The following is a 21,001-nucleotide window of genomic DNA, read 5'->3' as shown; positions in this document are numbered from 1 at the left end:
ACAACAACCATGAAGAGAGCGACTGACACCATGGAGAATCCGTCTCAGCTGATAGATGCGAGGATCGAGGAGCTCGGTGACTGGCGGGGCGAGATGCTCGCTCACATCCGAACTCTCATCAAGAAGGCCGACCCCGATGTGGTCGAGGACTGGAAGTGGCGAGGGGTGCCGGTGTGGTATCACGCCGGAATGATCTGCACCGGTGAGACATACAAGAAGATCGTCAAGGTGACCTTCGCCAAGGGCGCCTCGCTGGACGACCCGTCAGGCCTGTTCAACACCGGCCTCGACGGAAACACCAGGCGCGCCATCGACATCCACGAGGGCGACACGATCGACGACGAGGCGTTCACGTCGCTCATTCACGAAGCCGTGGCACTGAACACGGCCTAGCGCCGTCAGCGCGCCCACTGGGCGTCGGACGGGCACTCACGTACCCGACACGACGCCCGGTGGCGCTGCGTATCAGACCCAGCGGGCGAGCAGCTGGTTGGCGCGCACTGCGAGCGCGGCCTGGAGCAGCGGGCCGAAGCTGACCCGGCCGACCCCGAGGGAGGCGTAGCTGGCCTTCTCGCCGCGCACCGGATCGGCGATGGCGTTGACCGGCAACGGCAACTCCGAGGTCAACCGCTGATACACCTCGTCGCTGTGGAACCCGACCGGGTACAGCGAGTCCGCGCCAGCCTCCGCAGCCAGCTTCATCCGGGCGATCGCACGCTCGACGCGATCGGACTCGTCGCCGACCTGCTTGATGAACAGGTCGGTGCGGGCGTTGACGACGATGTGCACGCCTGCGGCATCCGCCGCCCGACGCAGCCCGCCGACGAAGTCCGCGTGCTCCTGCGCCTCGCGCAGCCTGCCGCCCTCGCTGTGCACGGTGTCCTCGATATTGAGGCCGACGGCGCCCACCTCGATCAGCCCTGCGATCAGCCGTTCGGGGGTCTGCCCGTATCCGGATTCGATGTCGACCGAGACCGGCAGGTCGACTGCGGCGGTGATCTGCGCGACTCGGGTCAGCAACTCCTCGAAGCTCATGCCCTCGTTGTCGGGCTTGCCGATCGAGTCCGCCACCGGGTGGCTACCCACCGTCAGCGCCGCAAACCCGCCCTCCGCGGCCAGGTTTGCCGACCAGGCGTCCCATACCGTCGGCAGGATCACCGGATTGCCGGGCTGATGCAGCTGCAGCAGGGCGGTCGCCTTGTCGTTGATCGAAGTCATGCGCGCTCCTCGCGTCGTAGTCGGTCGTGAAGATCCTGGCATGCGGAGCCCGCTATCGCCCGGTTGCCGCCGCGGCGGGGCGCAGTCGGTTAGCGTCGGCAAATGCCCGTCGAACCCCGCGAAGTCCTCTCGGCGCTTTCCGCCCTGTTCGGCGGGGCGCTCGCCGCGTTCGTGCTGACCAATCCCCCTGGCGGCGGCTGGGCGATCTACACGTCCGATCGGGAGCTGAGCCGCTGGCTCTCCAGTCAGCCGACCGGGATCGCGGTGGGCACCGTCGTCGCGGTGCTCGCCTACGCCCTGCTGCAGCGCAACGGATCCCGGCGGATCGCCTGGATCGCGATGGCCGTCGCGGCGCTCGTACTGGTCGGAGCGCGCCTGGCGGTCCCCGGAATCTGGGGCATCGACGAGCTGATCGCCCTGCACTACGCCAAGACGGTGGCAGCGGGTGTGATCCTCGGCGCGGCGGTGGCGGCGGTGTGGGGACGGCGGGCCGGCCAGCTCGCGCTGACCCTCGGAGTGCTCGGCACGTTCCTCACCGCCCGCGCCTTCGAGCAGGTGTTCCCGGCGCAGGCCACGTCCTCGATCGGTGAACCCTCCTGGTGGCTGCTCGGCCCGACTCTCGTACTGGCCCTTGCGGCCGCCGTGATCGCGGACGGCTCGGTACGGATCCAGCGGGCCACCGGACGTGAGCTCCGCCTCGCGCTCGCGACCGCGGCATCGATCGCGCTGGCGAACCGGACGCTGCTGTTCTGGATCGACCGGCAGGACTACACGTCGCGGGTCAGCTCCTGGATCGTCATCGGGCTATCCATGGCGGTCGTCGTCGCGCTCACCTGGTTCGCCGCGCGGACGATCGAGGTCGCCGACGGCCGCTTCCTGTTGGCCGCGACGGGCGTCGCGGCGGCCTCGATGCCGGTGCTGGTGGATCTCGGTGGGCCGTTCGCCGGCGTAGAGCACTGGCAGGCGGTGCTGGTGGGCGCGATCGCGGTCGCGCTGGGCCTGCGCCTGTCGATGGTCTGGCGGTCGACGATCGGCGGCCTGTTCGTGGTGGCCCTGATCCCGATGGTCGGCGCGATCTGGCCGAATCTCGGCCAGGACGGCCCGATGCTGCTGGTGCGACTGGCCGTGCTCGGCGTCGGCGCGGGTATGGCGTTCGGGTCGTCGCTGCCCGGCACTGCGGCCATCGCCGCGGTCGGGCTGGGGATCCCGTTCGTGTCCATGGTCTTTCACTCGGCGGCAACGGTCTACACCGGCACGGTCGCGTACGGCGGTTCGTATGACGGCGCATATGTGCCCCTCACTGGCGATCCCATGAACGAGCCGTTCGATGCCATGCTGGGGATGAGGCGCGAGCCGACGTTCACGGGCGGCAGCTTTGTCGACGTCTTTGACATCCCGGCCTACGACGACCGGGTCGCGGGCATCGCCCTGCTGATCGCGGTGCTGGCCTGCGCGGTCGGCGTCCGGGCGCTGGTCCGGCCACCTGCCGCCGCAGAGCCGGACGCAGCATGAGCAGGAGATGGATCGCCGCCCTCGACGCGGTCGCGCTGTCTCTGGTCGCCGCGACCGCAGGATGGGCCCTCGCCGCTCCGGTGGCCGAGCAGACCGGCGTCCAATCGTGATGGGGTGGCACCGCTGTGCAGTGCCACCCCATCAACTCACTTTGGGACGCAACCTAGTTGGTGCGGACCTTCAGGCCGGGGTTGTCCGCGAGGACCGAGTTGATCGGCTGCGCGTACGTCTGCTTGGAGGGGTCGCAATCCCATCCGCTGCCGGCGGCCGTGATGCCCAGCGCCTTGGTGCCGGTCACGATGGCTCCACCGCTGTCACCGGGGATCGAACATACCTTCGCGGCAAAGGCATTGGGCACCCTGGCGCCTCGGGGACCGGAATTCATGGACACGTCGACGGCGGTGATCTTGCCGCAGGTGAAGCCGGTGATTTCGCCGGACTTGCACACCGGCGCCCCGACCACGGGATCTGCGGTGCCGGTGATCCGCACCGGGGCCCCGCCGTAGGTGGAAACAAAGTTGTTCTCGAAGCGGTTGCGGGCGTCGATCCTGATCAACCCATAGTCAAAGCCCTCGAAGGCTACCTTCTCGAAGGCGCCGACGTAGCTTCCCCCCACGAACACCCGCGGGGAGCCTCCGCGGCTGAAGTCACAGTGTCCGGCGGTGATGTTTACCGCGTTGCCAGCACCGTCGGTGCCGTTGAAACCGAACGAGCAGGGATCGCTGGCGGTCTCGCCGGACCGGTAGCCCTGGCCACCCATGATGGCGTCGGGGGCCGGCGGCTTGGGCGTGGTCGTGGTGGGCTTGGTAGTGGTGGGTTTGGGGGCCTCTGCGACGGTGACCTGCACGGTGGTGGTGGATCCGGTGACGCCGTCGCGGCCGGAGAAGGTGGCCTCGACGGTCGCCTTGCCGGCGTTCTCGGGGGTCCACTTCAGGGTGGCGGTGCCGTCGGCGCCGACCGGTGCTTCGTTAGTCATGTTTCTATTGGGCTCGGTTACGTCGAATGCGACGGTGCCGCCCGCTTCTGCGGGGGTGACCTTTGCCTTCAGCGTGATCTCCTTGCCGACGGCGGCTCCCTTGATCGGATCGAGGGTGGTGGTCGAGGTGGTGGCATTGTTGCCGACCGTTGTGACGGTGACCTGCGCGGTGGTGGTGGATCCGGCGACGCCGTCGCGTCCGGAGAAGATAGCGGTGATGGTGTGATTGCCGTCGGCTTCGGGGTACCACATCCTGACGGCGGTGCCGTCCGCCTCGACCTTTGTGGTGCCGAGGATGTCGTTGCCGTCCTTGAATTCGACGGTGCCGCCCGCTGCTGCGGGAGTGACCTTCGCCTTCAGCGTGTACTCATTGCTGTCGGGTGCCGCAGTGATGGGGTCGAGGGTGATCTTGCTCGGTTCGGTCGGCTTGGTGGTAGTGGGTTCGGTCGGCTTGGTGGTAGTGGGTTCGGTCGGCTTGGTGGTGGTCGGTTCAGTGGGCTTGGTCGGTGCTGTAGTGGTCGCCGGGCCGGACGAGCCGAGCGAGCCGAACCCCGGCAGCTCGGACGAGCCTCCGGGTACTTTCGCCACACGCACAAAGTTGAGGAAGTCGGGCAGTTGCAGACCCTGACCCCCGGCGGTGTCCTTGACCTCCAACGCGATGTCGTTGGCGACGGGGTCGATCGCGGCGCCGTTGACCAGGCCGGACAACGGCGCGGGGAGCTGCTGAACCCAGCCGTTGAGCTGGCCGAGCAGGCCGGACAGGACCTGCTCGCTGCGCGGCTGGTCCTTGACCTGATAGCCGGCGGCCTCCACGGCGGTGCGAGCGGCGGCCGTGTCCGGGCCGTCGGCCAGGCCGACCAACGGCGCGCCGGCCGCATCGAGCCAGACGCCGGCGAAGGCCGTGGGGAACTTGCCGCGCAGCGTCTCGGCGAACCTCAGCAGCTCCTGCCCGGCCTCTGCCTGCTCCAGGTACTGGGCGGGACTGAGTCCGAGATCGCGCTGGACCGCGGCCACCAACTCCGCGGGCAACCCGGGTGCCGGCGCGGCGGGCTCGGCCTGGGCGAGGGCCACGCACGGCGCGACCAGAAGCAGTGCCGCGGTGCCGATCATCGCGGCACGGCGGGCGCGGGTACTACGCATGGGGACCTTTCGGATTGAGCGTTGCCGGTACGACCGAGCGTTGGCGCCGGGTCAGCGCCAGAGACTGTAGGGGCGATGTCCGCCGCTGCCTACCGAAAATTGGTGGGATGAATATCGGCTCAGCATCGCGAGGCGGCCCAAACCTGCGGGTCGGGGCCGTCACCCGGAACACGAAAGGAGCCTCGGGCGCGAAAATTCGCGCCCGAGGCCCCTTTTCGGGAAGTTCTGTGCGCCTGAGGAACCTCAGGCCTCCATCCAGCCCCTGCGCCGCATCACGAGGTACAGGGTGCCGCAGAGGGTCGCCAGTGCCCCGACGAAGAGGGGCCATCCATACAGCAACTTGGTTTCCGGCATGCCGCCGTAGTCGCTGAAGTTCGAGGCGTAGATCCCGCCGAGCGCGATGGGCACGATGCCCACCGCGAGCCACCCGGAGACCACCCGCTGGCGCCTGGTCTCCTTGACCAGGTCCACCGATTTGCGGTGCAGCTGTGCGAGCCCCGCCCGGTACTCACAGACACCAGTGAGAAAGGCCCGCAGTTCCTCGGTCGTGCACTGTTCCAGGTCGCGGGTGCTCAGCCCGCGCAGACTGGCGGGGATGTGCTGATTCGTCATGCGCTTCCTCCCTTCTGTGCTTTCTCTGCTCACCTGCCGGCTCACAGCCAGCCCTTGCGGCGCATCCCGAGGTAGGTGGCCAGCGCGCTGGAGGCAAGAACGCAGAGGAAGATCGGCCAGCCGTAGTAGAACTGGAGCTCGGGCATGTGCTCGAAGTTCGAGCCGTACAGCGACCCGAGGGCACCGGGTACCACTGCGACCGCCGTCCACGCTGTCACCCGGCGGGTCTGCTCGGTGACCTTCAGCTGGTCCTGGGTGATCTCGCAGATCTCTTCCATCTCTCTGTTGAGTCCGCGCAGCTCAGCGGTGACGTCACGCAGCAACCCCACGTTCTCGGCGCTCGGCGCCATCGGGTCGGCGGTCGACTGCGCGTAGTCATTGGTCGGCATCGTGCTGCTCATAAAGAGTCCTTCTTTTCGCGGCATCCCGAAGGGCTACGCGGTGCGCGGCGGGCCGGCGCACGGGCACCCCCGGTGCATGCCTCGATGGGAACGTTTTCGCTGGAGGTCGGGCGGTACGGCACGCGTCGAGGCCGCACGGCCCGGCGGTCGAGGGTGAGCAAAAGCCCAGGCACGACCGCATGGCTGTGTTGAGAGCGTGGTCTAGAGAAAAGAGTGCGCGAGCGCCGCGTAACCGATCGGCGAGGCACATGGGTCCGCAGGACGGGCCTCGCACCCGGTTCGTAACGCCGCAGGGCATCCGGCGGTGCCGTCATGCGGCACCGGCGCGTTACTGCAGGGCGTCGAGCGGGATCGGTGACGTGTGCGCCACGGGTCTCGGACCAGGCACGCCTACCACCTCCCGCACGTCGAGGGCGCGGGCTCGTCCCCGCGCCTCAGCCACGGTAAACGAAGAGTAATGCGATGGCAAAATCAGCCGCGGGCGCGGGCGGTCTTGGCCGCCTCCACCTGCTCGTCGGTGAGCGGCGCCAGCGGCAGCGGCGCCCGCTCGGCCCCGTCGGCGCGCATCCCGTCGAGCACGAGCGCGAGATAGCGGCGCCAGGTCTCGGGAGAGACCGGCCGGTTGAAGTCGATGACCGCGTCGAGCATGCAGCTGACCGCGAACAGGTCGTTGACCTGGATCTCGGGGCGCAGCGCGCCCGCATCCTTCGCCCGGTCGACGAGCTGCTGAATCGCGGGCGTGATCCGCTGCCGAGCGCACGCGACCTGCTCACGGCCCTCGTCGTTGGTGAAGAAGACATCGCCGAGACCCCTGCTCAGCGACATCCACTCGCTGGTGAGCCCGATGAAGTCGACAAGCGCAGCCCAGGGATCCTCGCGCCGCAGCGCCTCCTCGGCCGCCTCGGCGATCTGGTCCATGCTCTGCTCGAAGACGCCGTCGACCAGCTCCTGCTTGCAGGTGAAGCGCCGATAGACGGTACCGACGCCGACCTTGGCGTGCCGGGCGACGTCGTCGAGGGTGATGTCGATGCCGCGGCTCGCGAACAGCTCCATCGCGGCGTCGAGGATCTTGCGTCGGTTGCGTTCGGCGTCGGCGCGCAATGGTCGTGCTGCTGGGGCGGTACTCACAATCGTCGATTCTGCCATTCCCGAAATCCGTCATCAGGGCGTTTTCCGTAGCCGGGAAATTAAGTGGAGACAACTCCTCCGCTTAGTGCTACCGTTCCCTAAGTGGAGATTACTCCTCCACTTCAACCTCCACCACTCCACGAGGCGAGGCTCGCTCATGACCACGACCACGATCGATCGCCCGCAGACCGGGCCAGGAGACACGACACGGGAGCACCGACTGCGCTGGCTGATCCTGGCCGTCATCGGTCTGGCCCAGCTGATGGTGGTGCTCGACGCGACCATCGTGAACATCGCGCTGCCGGCGGCGCAGCAGGATCTCGGCTTCTCCGACGCGGACCGGCAGTGGGTGGTCACGTCCTACGCGCTCGCGTTCGGCAGCCTGTTGCTGCTCGGCGGCCGGCTCAGCGACCTGTTCGGACGCAGGAACACCTTCGTCATCGGCCTCGTCGGCTTCGCGGGCATGTCCGCGCTCGGCGGCGCTGCGGTGAACTTCCCGATGCTGGTGGCCGCGCGCGCCGGTCAGGGCGTCTTCGCGGCCCTGCTCGCGCCCGCGGCGCTGTCGCTGCTGGCGACCACATTCACCAAGCCCGACGAGCGGGCCAAGGCGTTCGGCGTCTTCGGCGCGGTCGCTGGTGCGGGCGGCGCGGTCGGACTGCTGCTCGGCGGGGTCCTCACCGAGTGGACGTCGTGGCGCTGGAGCCTGTACGTCAACCTCGTGTTCGCCGCGGTGGCGCTGGTCGGCGCGGTCCTCATGATCGCCCCGCACCGGTCGGAGCACCGGCCCAAGCTCGACATCCCGGGCACCATCACGGTCTCCGCCGCCCTCTTCGGCATCGTCTACGGGTTCTCACATGCCGAATCCGACGGCTGGTCCGACCCGATGACGATCGCCTGGCTGGTCGCGGGCGCCCTCCTGCTCGCGGTGTTCGTGGTCATCGAGACGCGCGTCGCCCACCCGCTGCTCCCGCTCCGGATCGTGCTCGACCGCACCCGCGGCGGGTCGTACCTGGCGATGTTCATCACCGGCTCCGGCATGTTCGCGGTGTTCCTGTTCCTCACCTTCTACCTGCAGACGGTGCTGCAGTACACACCGATCGTCACCGGTGTGGCCTTCCTGCCGATGGTCGCCGGAATGGTGACCTCCGCCACCACGGCCACCGCCGTGCTGCTGCCGAGGGTCGGGCCGCGGGTCCTGATCACGACCGGCCTGATCGTCGCGGCCGTCGGGCTGGCGGTGCTCGCGCAGATCGACGTCGACAGCGCCTACGCGACGATCATCCTGCCCGGGCTGGTGCTGCTCGGCCTCGGCATGGGCATGGTGTTCGCGCCCGGCATGCAGGGCGCCATCACGGGCGTCGACCCGGACGACGCCGGCGTCGCCTCCGCGACGGTGAACACCATGCAGCAGGTCGGCGGATCGATCGGCACCGCCCTGCTGAGCACCGTCGCCGCGACCGCGGCCACGGGCTTCATGGACGGGCGGGTGCCGTCGCCGCAGAATGCCGCCCTCGCCGCCGTGCACAGCTACACGACGACCTTCTGGTGGGCCGCAGCGATTTTCGTGGTCGGCGCTGCGATCTCGGCGTTCCTGCTCCCCCGCGGCCTGCTGCCGGCCCCGGCCGAGGGTGGTCAGCCCGCCATGGCGCACTGAGCCCGACGCCCGCCGCTGACGCCGGTGACCACGCCACGCTCCCGTGGCGTGGTCACCGTGCGTCGAGCCGAACGCGAATCTGCCACCGCGCCTTGACCTCAGCCGCGGCCGAGGGAGCAATATCGTCTCCGGGCTGAGCGGTCTGCCCCGTTCACCGGCCGGCGAGGTCGTCGCAGAACTCGGACTCGAGCACCAGGTCCCTGAGCACCCGCTGGTACTCGACATGGGTGTAGTGCTCCTTCGACCGCCACCGCCCGCCCTCCTCCGAGCGCATGTAGGCGAGGTAGTCGGGGGCACCGGGGAACCTGACGTTGTCCGCGACCACCAGGCTGCCGGGGTGCAACCAGCCCTCGTCCACGATGCGGAGCAGGTCCGGCAGGTAGGCGCTCTTGAGGTGGTCGATGAACACGAAATCGACTGTGCCGGTGTCGATACCGTACTCGTCCCGCAGCCGTGCCACCGTCGTCCCGCCGTCACCGATCGACCCGACGACCGACGTGATGCGCTCGCCAACCCCCGCGTGCTCCCATATCCGCCGGGCGATCGCCGCGTTCGCAGGGTTGATCTCGACGGTGCAGACCGTGGCGTCCGGCGGCATCACCCGCGCCATCCGCAACGCGCTGTACCCGCAGTAGGTGCCGAGCTCGAGCAGCAGGGCGGGACGGGCGCGCCGCACCGCCGCGTCCAGGATCTCGCCCTTCTCGTCGCCGACGTTCATCAGGAAGCTCCTGGTGTGCGCGAAGTCGTCGATGACGCGGATCACGTCGTCGATGTCCCCGCGACGGGCCGTCGCCGTCACGTGCGCGGCCAGCGCCTCCTCCCGCCCGTCACCGACCTGCCCCTCGCCGAGCAGGCGCCTGGCACCGAGCGCGAACCGGATCACCGACCACCGCAGGAACGGCACGGGCTTTCCTGCCAGGCGGTTGGCGATGACCGCCGCGCCGACGAAGGCGGCGGCGAACGTCGCCAACGCTGCCGATCTCGACGTCATCGCATCCCCTTCGCCGGTCCCCTCGTCCAATCGTCGACCCCGCGGCGGCACTCGGCAACCGCGCGCGCCCTCACCCGTTGGCGGCCAGGAAATGGTCCATGCATCGCTCCGCGACCGCGGTGATCGTCAGTGAGGGGTTCACCAGCGCCGTGGAACCGGGGATCAGCGAGCCGTCGACGACGTACATGTTGTCGTAGCCGGCGACCCGGCCCTCGTAGCTGCACGCCCGGCCCATCACCATGCCGCCGAGGCCGTGGAAGGTCGCCGCGCTGCCGAATCCGGCGAGCCGCGGGTAGACCGGGATACCGTTCGCCGGGTACCCGTGCGCCACATCGGCGCGATCGTGGAACCGGCCTGCGAACCGCCGCCCGCGGGCATCGACATCGCTGTCGGCCTCGCCGTGCGGGTAGTTGAGTTCGGCGCGCCCGAGCGCGGGGTTGTAGTCGATGGAGCCCCGCTCGGCGGTGATCAGCTGGATCAGGTTGGTGCTGGTGTTACCGCCTGCGATCTCCGGGAACGGCGCCGCCTGCCACGACATCGCGACGGTCCCGTCCGGTGTGTCGTCGTCGTAGAGGGCCGCGACGCCTGGCCCGGCCTGCTTGGCGCCGTACTCGCGGTGGGTCAGGGTGCGCGAGATGAGGAAGTCGCCGTTGTTGCCGAAGCCCTTGCCCACGTGCTCGTTCAGCCTCGGCAGCGCGCCCTTCGCCTTCGCGGTCACCAGCAACGCGCTGGTGTAGAACGAGCCTGCCGCCATGAAGAGGTAGTCCGCCACCAGGCGCTTGTGCTCGAGGACGGTCCCGTACTCGTCGATGCGCTTGACGGTCACCTCGAAGCCGCTGCGCCCCTGCGTCTCCCGGATCTCGACGACCTCGTGCAGCGGCAGCACCGTGACGTTCCCTGTCGCCTCGGCCCTGGGCAGGTAGTTGTGATCGACGCTGTTCTTCGCCCCGGAATTGATGCCGTACGGGCCCTCCCCGACGGTCACCGACGCGCGACGTGTCCCGGCCAGCTCGGCGCGCACCAGGTCCCAGTCGACGCAGAAGTCGTGGAAGGACGGCTGGCCGCCGTAGTCCGCGACATCGGCGAGCCAGGCCCGCGCGCCCTTGTAGGCGGGGTGGGCGAGCAGGTCGGCTGGCAGCGGTGAGGTGCCGAGCGAGGCCCGCGCCCGCGGGTAGTACACCCGGTCCAGTTCGCCGTAGTCGATCTGCCGCGGGAAGACCTGCTCGAAGTCGCGCCGCCGCGGCTGCGGGGTGTAGGTGCCGAACACCAGCGACCCGCCGCCGACGCCTGCGCCGTAGACCGAGTTGATGCCGTTGCCCCTGACCTCGTCGACGACGCCGACGTAGCGCTGGATCGGCTGCAGCTGGGTCAGCGGGTTGATGTAGGGCCGGTCGTGCAGCCACGACGCGCGACCGTCCGGCGCGTCCAGGGTGGCGAAGGTGTTGCCCGCCGGATCGATCGGCCAGCGCCTGCCGCGCTCGAGGACCGTGGTCTCGATGCCCGCCATGCCCAGCCGCAGGGCTGCCACCGCGCCGCCGAAGCCGCTGCCAACGACGATCGCGGTCTTGCCGCCCGGCGGCGCGGCCTGCGCCGCGGCGGTGTGGGTGGCGAGCGGACCGAACGCCGCGGCGCCCAGGCCGAGCGCGGCACCGCGCAGAACGGCACGACGGGACAAGCGGGGCGAGTCCATCTTCGGAATCTAGTCCTCCCGGCCGCGGACGGGAGGGGGAATCGTCAGGCGCCCGCGCCGTCGGCGAACAGGGTCTCGAGCACCCGCCTGCCCCGCGGGCTGAGCCGGTAGCCGACCTCCAGGCTCTCGGTGAGCCCGAGTTCCTTGAGCCGGCGCACCCGGATCTTGAACGGCTGCCGCTCCATCGACATCGCCTCCGCCAGCTCGGTCGAGACCACCGCAGGCCGTTCGCCGATCAGGCGCAGGGTGGCCTCGGTCCAGGCCCCGTTCGCGTCCATCCTCGCCAACCGCCGCCGCAGTTTCTCGAGCTCGGCCACCGACAGCTCGGCGTTCTCCCGCAGCGCCTGCCGCGGATCGGCGCCGCCGTAGCGCAGCGCGATCCGGTACAGGATCGGACCGTGCGCCTTCTTGTCCACGAAGGCGAGCATCTTCTCGGCCGACGGGAACCCGGCCGCCTCGGCGTCGGCGTCCGTCACCTCGCTCGGCGCGATCTCCTCGACCACGTCGAACGCGATCACCCCCACCGCGGTCCGCTGGCTCGAACCGGCCCGCACCCGCGGCCGGTCCCACCGCCGGAACGCGAGCGTCACCGCGCCCGACCTGATGCCCTCGAGGTGCGCCGCGGTGAAGATCACCGGTCAGTCCACCAGGCCGAGCGCCTGCAGTCGCTCGAACACCAGCCGCGAGCCGGGCGCGGTCTCCGGCATCGCCGCGTACTCGTCGACGGTGAAGTACCGGAGCTCGGCGATCTCGCTCGTCGCGGTCGGCTCGTCGGTCAGGTCCGCGAGGAAACACGTCATGTGCAGCCGGGTGCCGGCCGGGTGCCCGAAGGCCTCCGCCTCGAACACGCCGAGCGTGCTGAGCGTGCCCTCGACGACGCCCGCGTCGAGCTCCTCGCGAATCTCCCTGTGCAGGGCCTCTTCCGGGGTTTCACCCGGGTCGATCTTGCCGCCCGCCATGTAGAAAGCCGACTTGCCCGCGGAGCGGGCCTGCAGCATCCGGCGGTCCCTGATGTGGGCGAGGGCGACGGTCCTGATCTCGGCCATTGCCTGAGGATATGCGCCTTCGGCCCGTGAGTCCTTTTGGCCCGCGGGGCGACACAAAAGACTCACGGGCGGCGAAGCCGCCTGCGTTCGGACACGGGGCATCCACTAAACTCGGACACAGACCCCCGGATACCTCCGGGCGTACCGACACCCCGCCGCCGCACACGACAAACGACGGAGTGCCCTTTGCTTGCTGTCCTGATCGCCCACGCTGTCGCCGCCGTCCTGGCGCCGCTTGTGGTGCGAGCGATGGGCCGCAACGCATTCCTCCCGCTGTCGCTGGTGCCGCTCGCGAGCCTCGGCTGGGTGATCAAGAACTGGGGCACACAGCAGAGCCTGCACATCCAGTGGGCACCAGGGCTGTCGATGGACATCGACATGCGCTTCGACGCCCTCGCCGCGATCATGTCCGCGCTGATCCTCGGGATCGGCAGCCTCGTGCTGGTCTACTGCTCGCGCTACTTCACCGACGACGAGCCCCGCCTCGGCATCTTCGCCGCCGAGATGGTCGCGTTCGCAGGCGCCATGTTCGGCCTGGTCACCAGCGACAACATGCTCATCCTCTACACCTTCTGGGAACTGACCACGGTGCTCTCGTTCCTGCTGGTCGGGCACTACGCGGAGCGGGCGTCGAGCCGCAGGGCCGCCACCCAGGCGCTGCTGGTCACCACCGCGGGCGGCCTCGCGATGCTGGTCGGCTTCATCATCCTCGGCCAGGTCGGTGGCAGCTACCTGATCTCAGACCTGCTCGCCGACCCACCCGGCGGCTGGCTCGCCGGGGTCGGCGTGGTGCTCGTGCTCATCGGCGCGCTGTCGAAGTCCGCGATCGTGCCGATGCACTTCTGGCTGCCCGGCGCGATGGCCGCCCCGACGCCGGTCAGCGCCTACCTGCACGCGGCCGCGATGGTGAAGGCGGGCATCTATCTCGTCGCCCGGCTCGCGCCCGGGTTCGCCGACTCCGCGCCGTGGCGGGTCACCGTGATCACGCTCGGGCTGGCGTCGATGCTGCTCGCGGGCTGGCGGTCGCTGCGGGCCTTCGACCTGAAACTGATCCTCGCCTTCGGCACCGTCAGCCAGCTCGGCTTCCTGATCACCCTGGTCGGCATCGGCGACAGGAACGCCGCGCTGGCGGGCATCACCATGGTGGTCGCGCACGCGATGTTCAAGGCCGCCCTGTTCATGGTGGTCGGCGTCATCGACCACACCACCGGCACCCGCGACATCCGCAAGCTGGCCCACCTGGGCAAGGCCGCCCCCGCGCTGTGCGTCATCGCGGTCCTCGCCGCCGCCAGCATGGCGGGGCTGCCGCCGTTCCTCGGCTTCGTCGGCAAGGAGGGCGCCCTCGAGGCGATCGCCACCACCGACGCGTTGAGCCCGACCGTGCGGACCCTGGTGCTCGCCACGGTCGTCGCCGGCTCGATCCTGACCGTGACGTACAGCATCCGGTTCATCTGGGGCGCGTTCGGCCGCAAGCAGTTGAAGCGGCCGAGCCCGGCCGTGCAGGGCATGCACGCCGCGGGCCCGCTGTTCCTGTTCGTCCCCGCCCTGCTCGCCGTCGGCGGACTGGCCGCCGGTCTGGCGGCCCCGGTGATGGACCGCCTGCTCAGCCCGTACGCGCAGACGCTGCCCTCGGGCGGGCACGCCGACTACCACCTCGCGCTGTGGCACGGTTTCGGCCTGCCGCTGTGGCTGACCGTCCTGGTGATCGGCTGCGGCGCGGTGCTGTTCGTCGCGCACCGCTGGGTCAGCAGGCTGCGCTTCGAGCATCCGCCGCTCGGCAACGCCGACCGCGTGTACGACGCCACGCTGCGCGCGATGGACACCATCTCGATCAAGCTCACCGGCACCACCCAGCGCGGTTCGCTGCCGCTGACGCAGGCGTCGATCCTCGTCACCCTGGTGCTGCTGCCGACGATCCTGCTGGCGCTCAACACCGACACCGGGGTCCGGCTGCGGCTGTGGGAATCCCCGATCCAGTTCGCGGTCGGGCTGATCATGATCGCCGCCGCGCTGGCCGCGACCGTGATGCGCAACCGCCTGGCCAGCGTCATCCTGGTCGGTGTCGGCGGCTACGGCTGCGGCGTCATCTTCGCCCTCGACGGCGCGCCGGACCTGGCCCTGACCCAGTTCCTGGTGGAGACGCTGACCCTGGTGATCTTCGTGCTGGTGCTGCGCAAGCTGCCCGCCGAGACCGACGAACGGCAGTCCGTCGGCTTCAAGGCGCCGCGCGCCCTGCTCGGCGCCGCCGTGGGTCTCACCGTCACGGCGCTCGGCGCGTACGCGATGAACGCCCGCAACACCGCGCCGATCTCGCTGCAGCTGCCCGAGGCCGCCTACACCCTCGGCAACGGCAAGAACGTGGTGAACGTGCTGCTGGTCGACATCCGTGCCTGGGACACCCTCGGCGAGATCTCGGTGCTGCTCGTCGCCGCCACCGGCGTCGCCTCGCTGGTGTTCCGCACCCGCCGGTTCGGTACCGCGCCGCGCGTGTCCGACGCACCGGGTGCCGAGGAGGCCGCGTCGAGCTCGGAGACCACCTGGCTGCGCGGCGGCGACCTGATCGATCCCCGGCATCGCTCGCTGGTCCTGGAGATCACCACCCGGATGATCTTCCCGACCATGATGGTGCTGTCCGTCTACTTCTTCTTCTCCGGCCACAACGCCCCCGGCGGCGGCTTCGCGGGCGGGCTCACCGCGGGCCTGGCGCTGGTGCTCCGGTACCTGGCAGGCGGTCGCTACGAGCTCGGCGAGGCGGTCCCCATCGACGCCGGCAAGATCCTCGGCCTCGGCCTGATCTTCTCCGCGGGCACCGCGCTGGCCTCGCTGTTCCTCGGCGCCCCCGCGCTCTCCTCGGCGACCCTGGAGGTCACGCTGCCGCTGCTCGGCCACATCAAGATGGTGACCGCGATCTTCTTCGACCTCGGCGTGTACCTCATCGTCGTCGGACTGGTGCTCGACGTGCTGCGCAGCCTCGGCGCTCGGCTCGACGCGGAGGTCGAGGTGAACGCCCGATGAGCGCGAACTTCGGCATCCTCGTCATCGTCGGTGTGCTGATCGCCTGCGGGGTGTACCTGTTGCTCGAGCGCAGCATCACCAAGATGCTGCTGGGGCTGCTGCTGTTCGGCAACGGCGTCAACCTGCTCATCCTCACCGTCGGCGGACCGCCGGGCAGCGCCCCCATCGTCGGACGGACGAACGCGGTGTACGACACCATGGCCGACCCATTGGCGCAGGCGATGATCCTGACCGCGATCGTCATCACGATGGGCATCGCGGCGTTCGTGATGGCGCTGGCCTACCGCTCCTACAAGATCAACACCAAGGACGCCGTCGAGAACGACCCCGAGGACACCAAGGTCATCCGCCGCCGCGGCCCCGCCGAGGCACCGGACCACGACCGCTCCGACGACCCGATCACCGGCGACGCCACCTTCGGCGGCGACGCCTTCGACGACAAGGGCAATCCGATCCCGCTCGAACAGCTCAAGAACCTCGAGGACCTCGAGTGCTACGAGGACCTGCGCGAGGGCGACTTCGACGAGTTCGACCCGGACGGCGACGAACCGCTCCGTGTTCCCGGCGGTGATCGCGAATGACCCTGTCCCCTGATCTGATCCGCACCCTGACCCCGCTGCCGGTGCTGGTGCCCATGCTCGCCGCCGCGATCACCCTCATCGGCGGCCGCAGACCGCGGTTCCAGCGCGCGGTCACCATGTCCGCGCTGGTGATCGGCCTGGTCGTCGCCTGCCTGCTGCTGTACCTCACCGACCGGGACGGCATCTCCACGCTGCAGGTCGGCGGCTGGGACTCGCCGATCGGCATCACCCTGGTGGTGGACCAGCTGTCGGCGGTGATGCTGGTGGTCTCGAGCATCGTGCTGCTCGCCGTCATGGGGTTCGCGGTCGGGCAGGGCATCCACGACGGCACCGAACGACAGCCGGTGTCGATCTTCCTGCCCACCTACCTGGCGCTGACCGCGGGCATCTCCAACGCGTTCCTGGCGGGCGATCTGTTCAACCTGTACGTCGGGTTCGAGGTGCTGCTCGCCGCGTCGTTCGTGCTGCTGACCCTCGGGGCCAGTGCCGACCGGGTGCGCGCCGGGGTCTCCTACGTGATGGTCTCGATGGTGTCGTCGCTGATCTTCCTGGTCGGCATCGCCCTCGCGTACGGCGCGACCGGCACCCTCAACCTGGCCCAGATGGCCACCCGGCTCGACGGCATCCCGGTCGGCACCAGGACCGCGGTCTTCGGCGTGCTGTTGGTCGCGTTCGGCATCAAGGCCGCGGTGTTCCCGCTCTCCACCTGGCTGCCGGACTCCTACCCGACCGCGCCGGCCCCGGTCACGGCCGTGTTCGCGGGCCTGCTCACCAAGGTCGGCGTCTACGCGATCATCCGGGCGCACACCCTGCTGTTCCCGCAGGGCGAGCTCGACAACGTGCTGATGATCTGCGGCCTGCTCACCATGCTGGTCGGCATCTTCGGTGCCATCGCGCAGAGCGACATCAAGCGGCTGCTCTCGTTCACCCTGGTCAGCCACATCGGCTACATGGTGTTCGGCATCGCGCTGTCCACCCAGCAGGGCCTGTCCGGCGCCATCTACTACGTCGCGCACCACATCATCGTGCAGACCGCGCTGTTCCTGGTGGTCGGCCTGATCGAGCGGCAGGCCGGCTCGTCCTCGCTGCGCAGGCTCGGCGGGCTCGCCGCGGCGAGCCCGGTGCTGGCGCTGGTGTTCCTGGTGCCCGCGCTGAACCTGGCCGGCATCCCGCCGTTCTCCGGCTTCATCGGGAAGGTCGCCCTGCTGCAGGCGGGCGTCGCCCACCCGAGCGCGTTGTCCTGGGTGCTGGTCGCGGGCGGCACCGTCACGAGCCTGCTCACCCTGTACGTGGTGGCCCGGGTCTGGACGAAGGCGTTCTGGCGCTCGCGCGCCGACGCCCCCGAGGGCGACCTCGCCGACGTCAGCCCGTCCGCCCTGATCGACGAGTCCGAGGAGGACATCGCCTTCGACGACCGCGCCGACGTCGGCAGGATGCCCGCCCTGATGCTGATCCCCACGATCGGCGTGGTCGCGGTGGGCCTGGCCCTGACCGTGTTCGCCGGCCAGTTCATCGCGATCACCGACCGTGCGGCCGCGGACCTGCGGGACCGCTCGATCTACATCGACGCCGTGCTCGGACCCGGGTACGCCGAACAGGCGGCCGCGACGGGGGGTACGCGATGAACAGGGAACGGGTACTGCGCGGCGGGGTCCTGGTGTGGCTGACCGCCGTGTGGATCCTGTTGTGGGGCAACATCAGCGTCGCGAACATCCTCGGCGGCCTGGCCGTGGGTGTGCTGATCATGGTGCTGCTCCCGCTGCCGCGGGTCCCCGTCGAGGGCCGGATCCACCTGTGGTCGATCGTGAAGCTGGTCGGGCTCTGCATCGTGTATGCGGCACAGTCGAGCGCGCAGGTGGCCTGGCTGGCCGTGCGCCCCGGTCCGCCCCCGGTGACCGGCGTGCTGCGTGCTCGGTTGGCCATCAAGTCCGATCTGGTGCTGACCCTGTGCATCGACGTGCTCAACCTGATCCCCGGCACCATGGTGCTGGAGGTCGACCAGGTCAAGCGGATGGTGTACGTGCACGTGCTCGACGTGAGCACCGACAGGGCCGTCGACCAGTTCTACCGGACCGTGCGGCAGCTGGAACGGCTGTTCATCGCCTCGTTCGAGCGCGACGAGGAGTGGAAGCCGTCCCCGTGGCACGTGGACAATCCCGTCTTCGACCCCTCGGCGCCGGGGCACATCGACCGAAAGGATCTGCCGTGACGACAGTGCTCGTGATCGCCGGGGTGATGCTCTCGGTGGCCGCCGTGATGACCTCGTACCGACTGCTCGACGGGCCGTCCACGCTTGACCGTCTGGTCGCGATGGACACCCTGGTCGCGGTGGCCATCTGCGGGCTCGCGGTGTGGGCCGCCTACAGCCTCGACACCACGCTGGTGCCCGCCATCGTCGCGCTCTCCCTCGTCGGCTTCGTCGGCTCGGTCAGCGTGGCACGGTTCCGGGTGCGTGACGACCAGTGAACACCGTGCTCGAGGTCGTCGCCGCCGTTCTCATCCTGCTGGGCGCGCTGCTCGCCATGACCGCCGCCATCGGGATCGTGCGCTTCCCTGACACCCTCTCCCGCATGCACGCCGCGACCAAGCCTCAGGTGATCGGCCTGGTGCTGGTGCTGATCGGCGCGGTGATCCGGCTGCGCGGCAACGTCGACATCTGGATGCTGGTGCTGGTCGGGTTGTTCACTCTGTTGACCGCGCCGGTCATCGCGCACACGGTCGGCCGGGTGGCCTACCGCGAACAGCGCAGCCGCGACGGGCTCGGCATCGTCGGCGACCTGGACCGAGAGGGCCGCGAGTAGCTCAGTCCCCGAAGCCACCACGGGACGCCGTTCGTTGTTAGGTTAGGTTCACTTAACTAGCCGTCCGAAAGGTCCCGAATCGTGCGATCTCCCCGCTGGGCATCGGTACTCTCCTCCACCTTGGCCCTCACGGGCGTCGCGTCACTGGCCGCGTGCACCAGCGACGACGCCACCGACAGCGCGTTCGTCGGCTCCGACGGTGTCTTCCCCGTAACCATGCAGCACAAGTTCGGGTCGACGACGATCGAGTCGCGGCCGAACCGGGTCGTCACCGTCGGATTCAACGACCTCGACTTCGCTCTCGCACTCGGCGAGACCCCCGTCGCGACCCGAGCATTCACCGGATACGACTACAAGCAGCGGCCGTGGGCACAGGGATACCCGACCGACATCCCCGAGGTCGGCGGCATGGAGTTGGACGTCGAAAAGGTCGCGGCGGCCAACCCCGACGTGCTTCTCGGCACCTACGCGGTGTTCACCAAGAACGACTACGACACCCTCTCCGGGCTCGCGCCAACCGTCGGCGACGTCCTCGGCACCGCCGACGGCGGAACGGCGTCGTGGGAGGACCAGCTCGACGCCATCGGCAAGGCACTCGGAAAGCAGGGCGAGGCCGAGAAGGTGCGCGACCGGGTCCGCACCGCCTTCGACGCGGCCACCGCCGCGAATTCGCAGTTCGCCGGCAGGACCGCCGCGGTCGCGATGGTGCTCGACAACGGCTTCTACATCCTCGAACCCGAGGATCCGCGCGCGGCGTTCTTCACCACCCTCGGATTCACCGCTCCCACCGAAACCGGCACGGTGAGCCCCGAACGGCTGGACCTGTTGGACCAGCCGACGCTGATCGTCCTCGGCGCGACCAAGGAGAAGCTCGCAGCCGATCCGGTGTTCTCACAACTCGCGGTCGTGAAGGAGGATCGCACCGTGTATCTCGGCGAGTTCGGCACCGACGCCACCGCGGCGATCGGTTTCGCCAGCCCGCTGAGCCAGCCGTATCTGCTCGACGTCGCCACCCCCGCACTGTCGGCCGCCACCGATGACGATCCGGCGACAGTAGTCCCCGCGATCGGCTGAGGTTTCACATCACCGCGACAGCCGTCGCGCCGCCTGCCCGTAGGGCCGATGCGACCCGCTCGAGCAATTCGTCCGGATGCCGCATGACCATCTCCTTCGTGGCCACCACGACGTCCCACCCGAGTCGCCGGATGCTGTTCGTGCGGCGGATGTCCCGCGCATAGCGGTCCCGTTCCCGGTGGTGGTCACCGTCGTACTCGAGCACCACCCGGTACTCCGGCCACGCCATGTCCACCTGCGCGACGAGTCGGCCGTGCCCGTCGACCAACAGCACCTGGGTCTCGGGCTTCTCGAATCCCGCGCGCACCACCAGCAGCCGGGTCCGTGTCTCCCACGGGGACTCCGCGCCGCCGTCGGCCAGGTCGACGACCCGACGCAACTGTTTGAGGCCCCGGTCTCCGCGATGCCGCTCGATCAGCGCGTGCAGCCCATCGGGTTCGAAGCGACCGATGTTGCAGAGCCCGTCGACCGCTTCGACGGCCCGGTCGAACGGCAGTCGGCGACCCAGGTCGTACGCGGTCCGCAGATGGGAGGTCAGCTCGTATCCGTAGACGTCCTCGTGTTCGTCGACGGCCAGAGCGCCGTACCCGAATCGCACGCCCGCCCTGCGCCTCGCCGGGCGCGGCAGGATCAGCTCAGGTTCCACCCCCGCCGGGACATACCGGCACCCGTGCAGCGCAGCGGCCGACCACCCGGACAACACGCCGTCCGGAAACGCGACGCCCAGCGCCCGCGACCGCTGTGCAAAGTCGACGGGCTGGTCGGACCGCACGTACACCCCGTTCAACACCGGTGTGTAGTCGCGCGCGATCTGCCACGACGTCATGGTCTGCAGCAGCGTGGCGCGACGGATCGGTCCCGCAGGAGGTTTCGGCGTGCGACCCATCTGCGGAACCTATCCGCGAACTAGTCGTTCTTGCGTGGTTTTCGGCTTGGGCACCATCAAAACAACTAGCTCGCGACGCTCCTCATGCATTCACGCGACAAGTGCGAGTAACACGGGCGACGCCACGACCGGGACGACGCCGTCGATGAGGACCCGGCGGCATCCGTCGAACTCGATCAGGACGGGAACCGGCACGGAGGACTCGGAACCCAAGGGGAACAGGCTAGTTCCCGCCGCAGCGCTCGCCGTCGAGGCGCACGGCGGAGCAGGATCGAG

General features: G+C 69.3%; 20 protein-coding genes and 1 pseudogene. 10 read left to right on the top strand and 11 right to left on the bottom strand.

Annotation, left to right across the window (positions count from 1 at the left end):
* Positions 1–9: 9 nt before the first annotated feature.
* Positions 10–393 (top strand): DUF1801 domain-containing protein, encoded by a 384-nt coding sequence (locus RM1_RS24400; protein WP_072754203.1) that lies wholly within the window; start codon positions 10–12, stop codon positions 391–393.
* Positions 394–465: 72 nt separating this feature from the next.
* Here the strand turns inward: RM1_RS24400 and RM1_RS24395 are convergent, their stop codons facing one another.
* Positions 466–1,218: an isocitrate lyase/PEP mutase family protein gene (locus RM1_RS24395; RefSeq protein WP_027501253.1), complete on the bottom strand. Its 753-nt coding sequence runs from the start codon at positions 1,216–1,218 to the stop codon at positions 466–468.
* Positions 1,219–1,320: 102 nt separating this feature from the next.
* Between RM1_RS24395 and RM1_RS24390 the strand changes: the two genes are divergently transcribed.
* A complete protein-coding gene (locus RM1_RS24390) occupies positions 1,321–2,730 on the top strand; it encodes a hypothetical protein (protein ID WP_072754202.1) in 1,410 nt (469 codons plus the stop codon).
* 163 nt (positions 2,731–2,893) lie between these two features.
* Here RM1_RS24390 and RM1_RS26570 read toward each other — a convergent pair whose 3' ends face one another.
* The 4 genes from RM1_RS26570 to RM1_RS24370 all read right to left on the bottom strand — a co-directional run bounded on the left by RM1_RS26570 (position 2,894) and on the right by RM1_RS24370 (position 7,005).
* Complete coding sequence (locus RM1_RS26570; protein WP_143069492.1) at positions 2,894–4,846, bottom strand: Ig-like domain repeat protein; 1,953 nt, start codon at positions 4,844–4,846, stop codon at positions 2,894–2,896.
* A 243-nt stretch (positions 4,847–5,089) separates the two neighbouring features.
* Positions 5,090–5,458, bottom strand: a complete 369-nt coding sequence (locus RM1_RS24380) for a magnesium transporter CorA family protein (RefSeq protein ID WP_072754200.1) — start codon at positions 5,456–5,458, stop codon at positions 5,090–5,092.
* A gap of 41 nt (positions 5,459–5,499) precedes the next feature.
* Positions 5,500–5,859, bottom strand: coding sequence for a CorA family divalent cation transporter (locus RM1_RS24375; protein ID WP_072754199.1), 360 nt, complete (start codon positions 5,857–5,859; stop codon positions 5,500–5,502).
* Positions 5,860–6,330: 471 nt separating this feature from the next.
* The gene (locus RM1_RS24370) at positions 6,331–7,005 is read right to left on the bottom strand and encodes a TetR/AcrR family transcriptional regulator (protein ID WP_072754198.1); all 675 of its coding nucleotides are present in this window, start codon (positions 7,003–7,005) and stop codon (positions 6,331–6,333) included.
* 139 nt (positions 7,006–7,144) lie between these two features.
* Between RM1_RS24370 and RM1_RS24365 the strand changes: the two genes are divergently transcribed.
* Positions 7,145–8,641 carry a DHA2 family efflux MFS transporter permease subunit gene (locus tag RM1_RS24365; RefSeq protein ID WP_072754197.1) on the top strand — a complete coding sequence of 499 codons (1,497 nt, stop codon included), beginning with the start codon at positions 7,145–7,147 and terminating at the stop codon, positions 8,639–8,641.
* Between the two features lie 151 nt (positions 8,642–8,792).
* On the opposite strand, the gene RM1_RS24360 is transcribed toward RM1_RS24365, so the two are convergent.
* The 4 genes from RM1_RS24360 to RM1_RS24345 form a co-directional block, all read right to left on the bottom strand.
* The gene (locus RM1_RS24360) at positions 8,793–9,632 is read right to left on the bottom strand and encodes an O-methyltransferase (protein ID WP_083576931.1); all 840 of its coding nucleotides are present in this window, start codon (positions 9,630–9,632) and stop codon (positions 8,793–8,795) included.
* A 70-nt stretch (positions 9,633–9,702) separates the two neighbouring features.
* Positions 9,703–11,322 (bottom strand): GMC oxidoreductase, encoded by a 1,620-nt coding sequence (locus RM1_RS24355; protein WP_072754196.1) that lies wholly within the window; start codon positions 11,320–11,322, stop codon positions 9,703–9,705.
* Between the two features lie 44 nt (positions 11,323–11,366).
* On the bottom strand, positions 11,367–11,957 hold the full coding sequence (locus RM1_RS24350; RefSeq protein WP_072754195.1) for an ASCH domain-containing protein: 591 nt from the start codon (positions 11,955–11,957) through the stop codon (positions 11,367–11,369).
* A gap of 3 nt (positions 11,958–11,960) precedes the next feature.
* Positions 11,961–12,368 carry an NUDIX hydrolase gene (locus tag RM1_RS24345; RefSeq protein ID WP_027501263.1) on the bottom strand — a complete coding sequence of 136 codons (408 nt, stop codon included), beginning with the start codon at positions 12,366–12,368 and terminating at the stop codon, positions 11,961–11,963.
* A gap of 186 nt (positions 12,369–12,554) precedes the next feature.
* Here RM1_RS24345 and RM1_RS24340 point away from each other — a divergent pair, with 186 nt between their 5' ends.
* From RM1_RS24340 to RM1_RS24310, 7 genes are all read left to right on the top strand, one after another.
* Positions 12,555–15,383, top strand: a complete 2,829-nt coding sequence (locus tag RM1_RS24340) for a Na+/H+ antiporter subunit A (RefSeq protein WP_072754194.1) — start codon at positions 12,555–12,557, stop codon at positions 15,381–15,383.
* Complete coding sequence (locus RM1_RS24335; RefSeq protein WP_072754193.1) at positions 15,380–15,964, top strand: Na(+)/H(+) antiporter subunit C; 585 nt, start codon at positions 15,380–15,382, stop codon at positions 15,962–15,964. Before RM1_RS24340 ends, RM1_RS24335 begins: the two co-directional genes overlap by 4 nt.
* Entirely contained in the window at positions 15,961–17,589 is a 1,629-nt protein-coding gene (locus RM1_RS24330) for a Na+/H+ antiporter subunit D (protein WP_072754192.1), read from the top strand. Before RM1_RS24335 ends, RM1_RS24330 begins: the two co-directional genes overlap by 4 nt.
* Positions 17,586–18,173, top strand: a complete 588-nt coding sequence (locus tag RM1_RS24325) for a Na+/H+ antiporter subunit E (RefSeq protein ID WP_072754191.1) — start codon at positions 17,586–17,588, stop codon at positions 18,171–18,173. Before RM1_RS24330 ends, RM1_RS24325 begins: the two co-directional genes overlap by 4 nt.
* A complete protein-coding gene (locus RM1_RS24320; RefSeq protein ID WP_027501268.1) occupies positions 18,170–18,430 on the top strand; it encodes a monovalent cation/H+ antiporter complex subunit F in 261 nt (86 codons plus the stop codon). Before RM1_RS24325 ends, RM1_RS24320 begins: the two co-directional genes overlap by 4 nt.
* Positions 18,427–18,765, top strand: a complete 339-nt coding sequence (gene mnhG / locus RM1_RS24315; protein ID WP_027501269.1) for a monovalent cation/H(+) antiporter subunit G — start codon at positions 18,427–18,429, stop codon at positions 18,763–18,765. Before RM1_RS24320 ends, mnhG begins: the two co-directional genes overlap by 4 nt.
* Before the next feature lie 120 nt (positions 18,766–18,885).
* The gene (locus RM1_RS24310; protein WP_245816593.1) at positions 18,886–19,839 is read left to right on the top strand and encodes an ABC transporter substrate-binding protein; all 954 of its coding nucleotides are present in this window, start codon (positions 18,886–18,888) and stop codon (positions 19,837–19,839) included.
* A 4-nt stretch (positions 19,840–19,843) separates the two neighbouring features.
* Here RM1_RS24310 and RM1_RS24305 read toward each other — a convergent pair whose 3' ends face one another.
* Complete coding sequence (locus RM1_RS24305; protein ID WP_072754189.1) at positions 19,844–20,725, bottom strand: DUF559 domain-containing protein; 882 nt, start codon at positions 20,723–20,725, stop codon at positions 19,844–19,846.
* Positions 20,726–20,815: 90 nt separating this feature from the next.
* Positions 20,816–21,001 (bottom strand): annotated as a pseudogene (locus tag RM1_RS26625) (hypothetical protein); the annotation flags it as partial.

The sequence above is a fragment of the Rhodococcus maanshanensis NBRC 100610 genome (assembly GCF_001894865.1).
GTDB classification, from domain to species: Bacteria; Actinomycetota; Actinomycetes; order Mycobacteriales; family Mycobacteriaceae; genus Rhodococcus_G; species Rhodococcus_G maanshanensis.
This window is presented reverse-complemented; position numbering and strand designations above follow the sequence as displayed.

Excerpts from the sequence above, each read along its gene's own strand:
- RM1_RS24390 (WP_072754202.1), top strand. The coding sequence starts at position 1,321 with ATGCCCGTCGAACCCCGCGAAGTCCTCTCGGCGCTTTCCGCCCTGTTC.
- RM1_RS24360 (WP_083576931.1), bottom strand. The coding sequence starts at position 9,632 with ATGACGTCGAGATCGGCAGCGTTGGCGACGTTCGCCGCCGCCTTCGTC.
- RM1_RS24305 (WP_072754189.1), bottom strand. The coding sequence starts at position 20,725 with ATGGGTCGCACGCCGAAACCTCCTGCGGGACCGATCCGTCGCGCCACG.
- RM1_RS24325 (WP_072754191.1), top strand. The coding sequence starts at position 17,586 with ATGAACAGGGAACGGGTACTGCGCGGCGGGGTCCTGGTGTGGCTGACC.
- RM1_RS24355 (WP_072754196.1), bottom strand. The coding sequence starts at position 11,322 with ATGGACTCGCCCCGCTTGTCCCGTCGTGCCGTTCTGCGCGGTGCCGCG.
- RM1_RS24365 (WP_072754197.1), top strand. The coding sequence starts at position 7,145 with ATGACCACGACCACGATCGATCGCCCGCAGACCGGGCCAGGAGACACG.
- RM1_RS24375 (WP_072754199.1), bottom strand. The coding sequence starts at position 5,859 with ATGAGCAGCACGATGCCGACCAATGACTACGCGCAGTCGACCGCCGAC.
- RM1_RS24335 (WP_072754193.1), top strand. The coding sequence starts at position 15,380 with ATGAGCGCGAACTTCGGCATCCTCGTCATCGTCGGTGTGCTGATCGCC.
- RM1_RS24345 (WP_027501263.1), bottom strand. The coding sequence starts at position 12,368 with ATGGCCGAGATCAGGACCGTCGCCCTCGCCCACATCAGGGACCGCCGG.
- RM1_RS24395 (WP_027501253.1), bottom strand. The coding sequence starts at position 1,218 with ATGACTTCGATCAACGACAAGGCGACCGCCCTGCTGCAGCTGCATCAG.
- RM1_RS24370 (WP_072754198.1), bottom strand. The coding sequence starts at position 7,005 with ATGGCAGAATCGACGATTGTGAGTACCGCCCCAGCAGCACGACCATTG.
- RM1_RS26570 (WP_143069492.1), bottom strand. The coding sequence starts at position 4,846 with ATGCGTAGTACCCGCGCCCGCCGTGCCGCGATGATCGGCACCGCGGCA.
- RM1_RS24400 (WP_072754203.1), top strand. The coding sequence starts at position 10 with ATGAAGAGAGCGACTGACACCATGGAGAATCCGTCTCAGCTGATAGAT.
- RM1_RS24380 (WP_072754200.1), bottom strand. The coding sequence starts at position 5,458 with ATGACGAATCAGCACATCCCCGCCAGTCTGCGCGGGCTGAGCACCCGC.
- RM1_RS24330 (WP_072754192.1), top strand. The coding sequence starts at position 15,961 with ATGACCCTGTCCCCTGATCTGATCCGCACCCTGACCCCGCTGCCGGTG.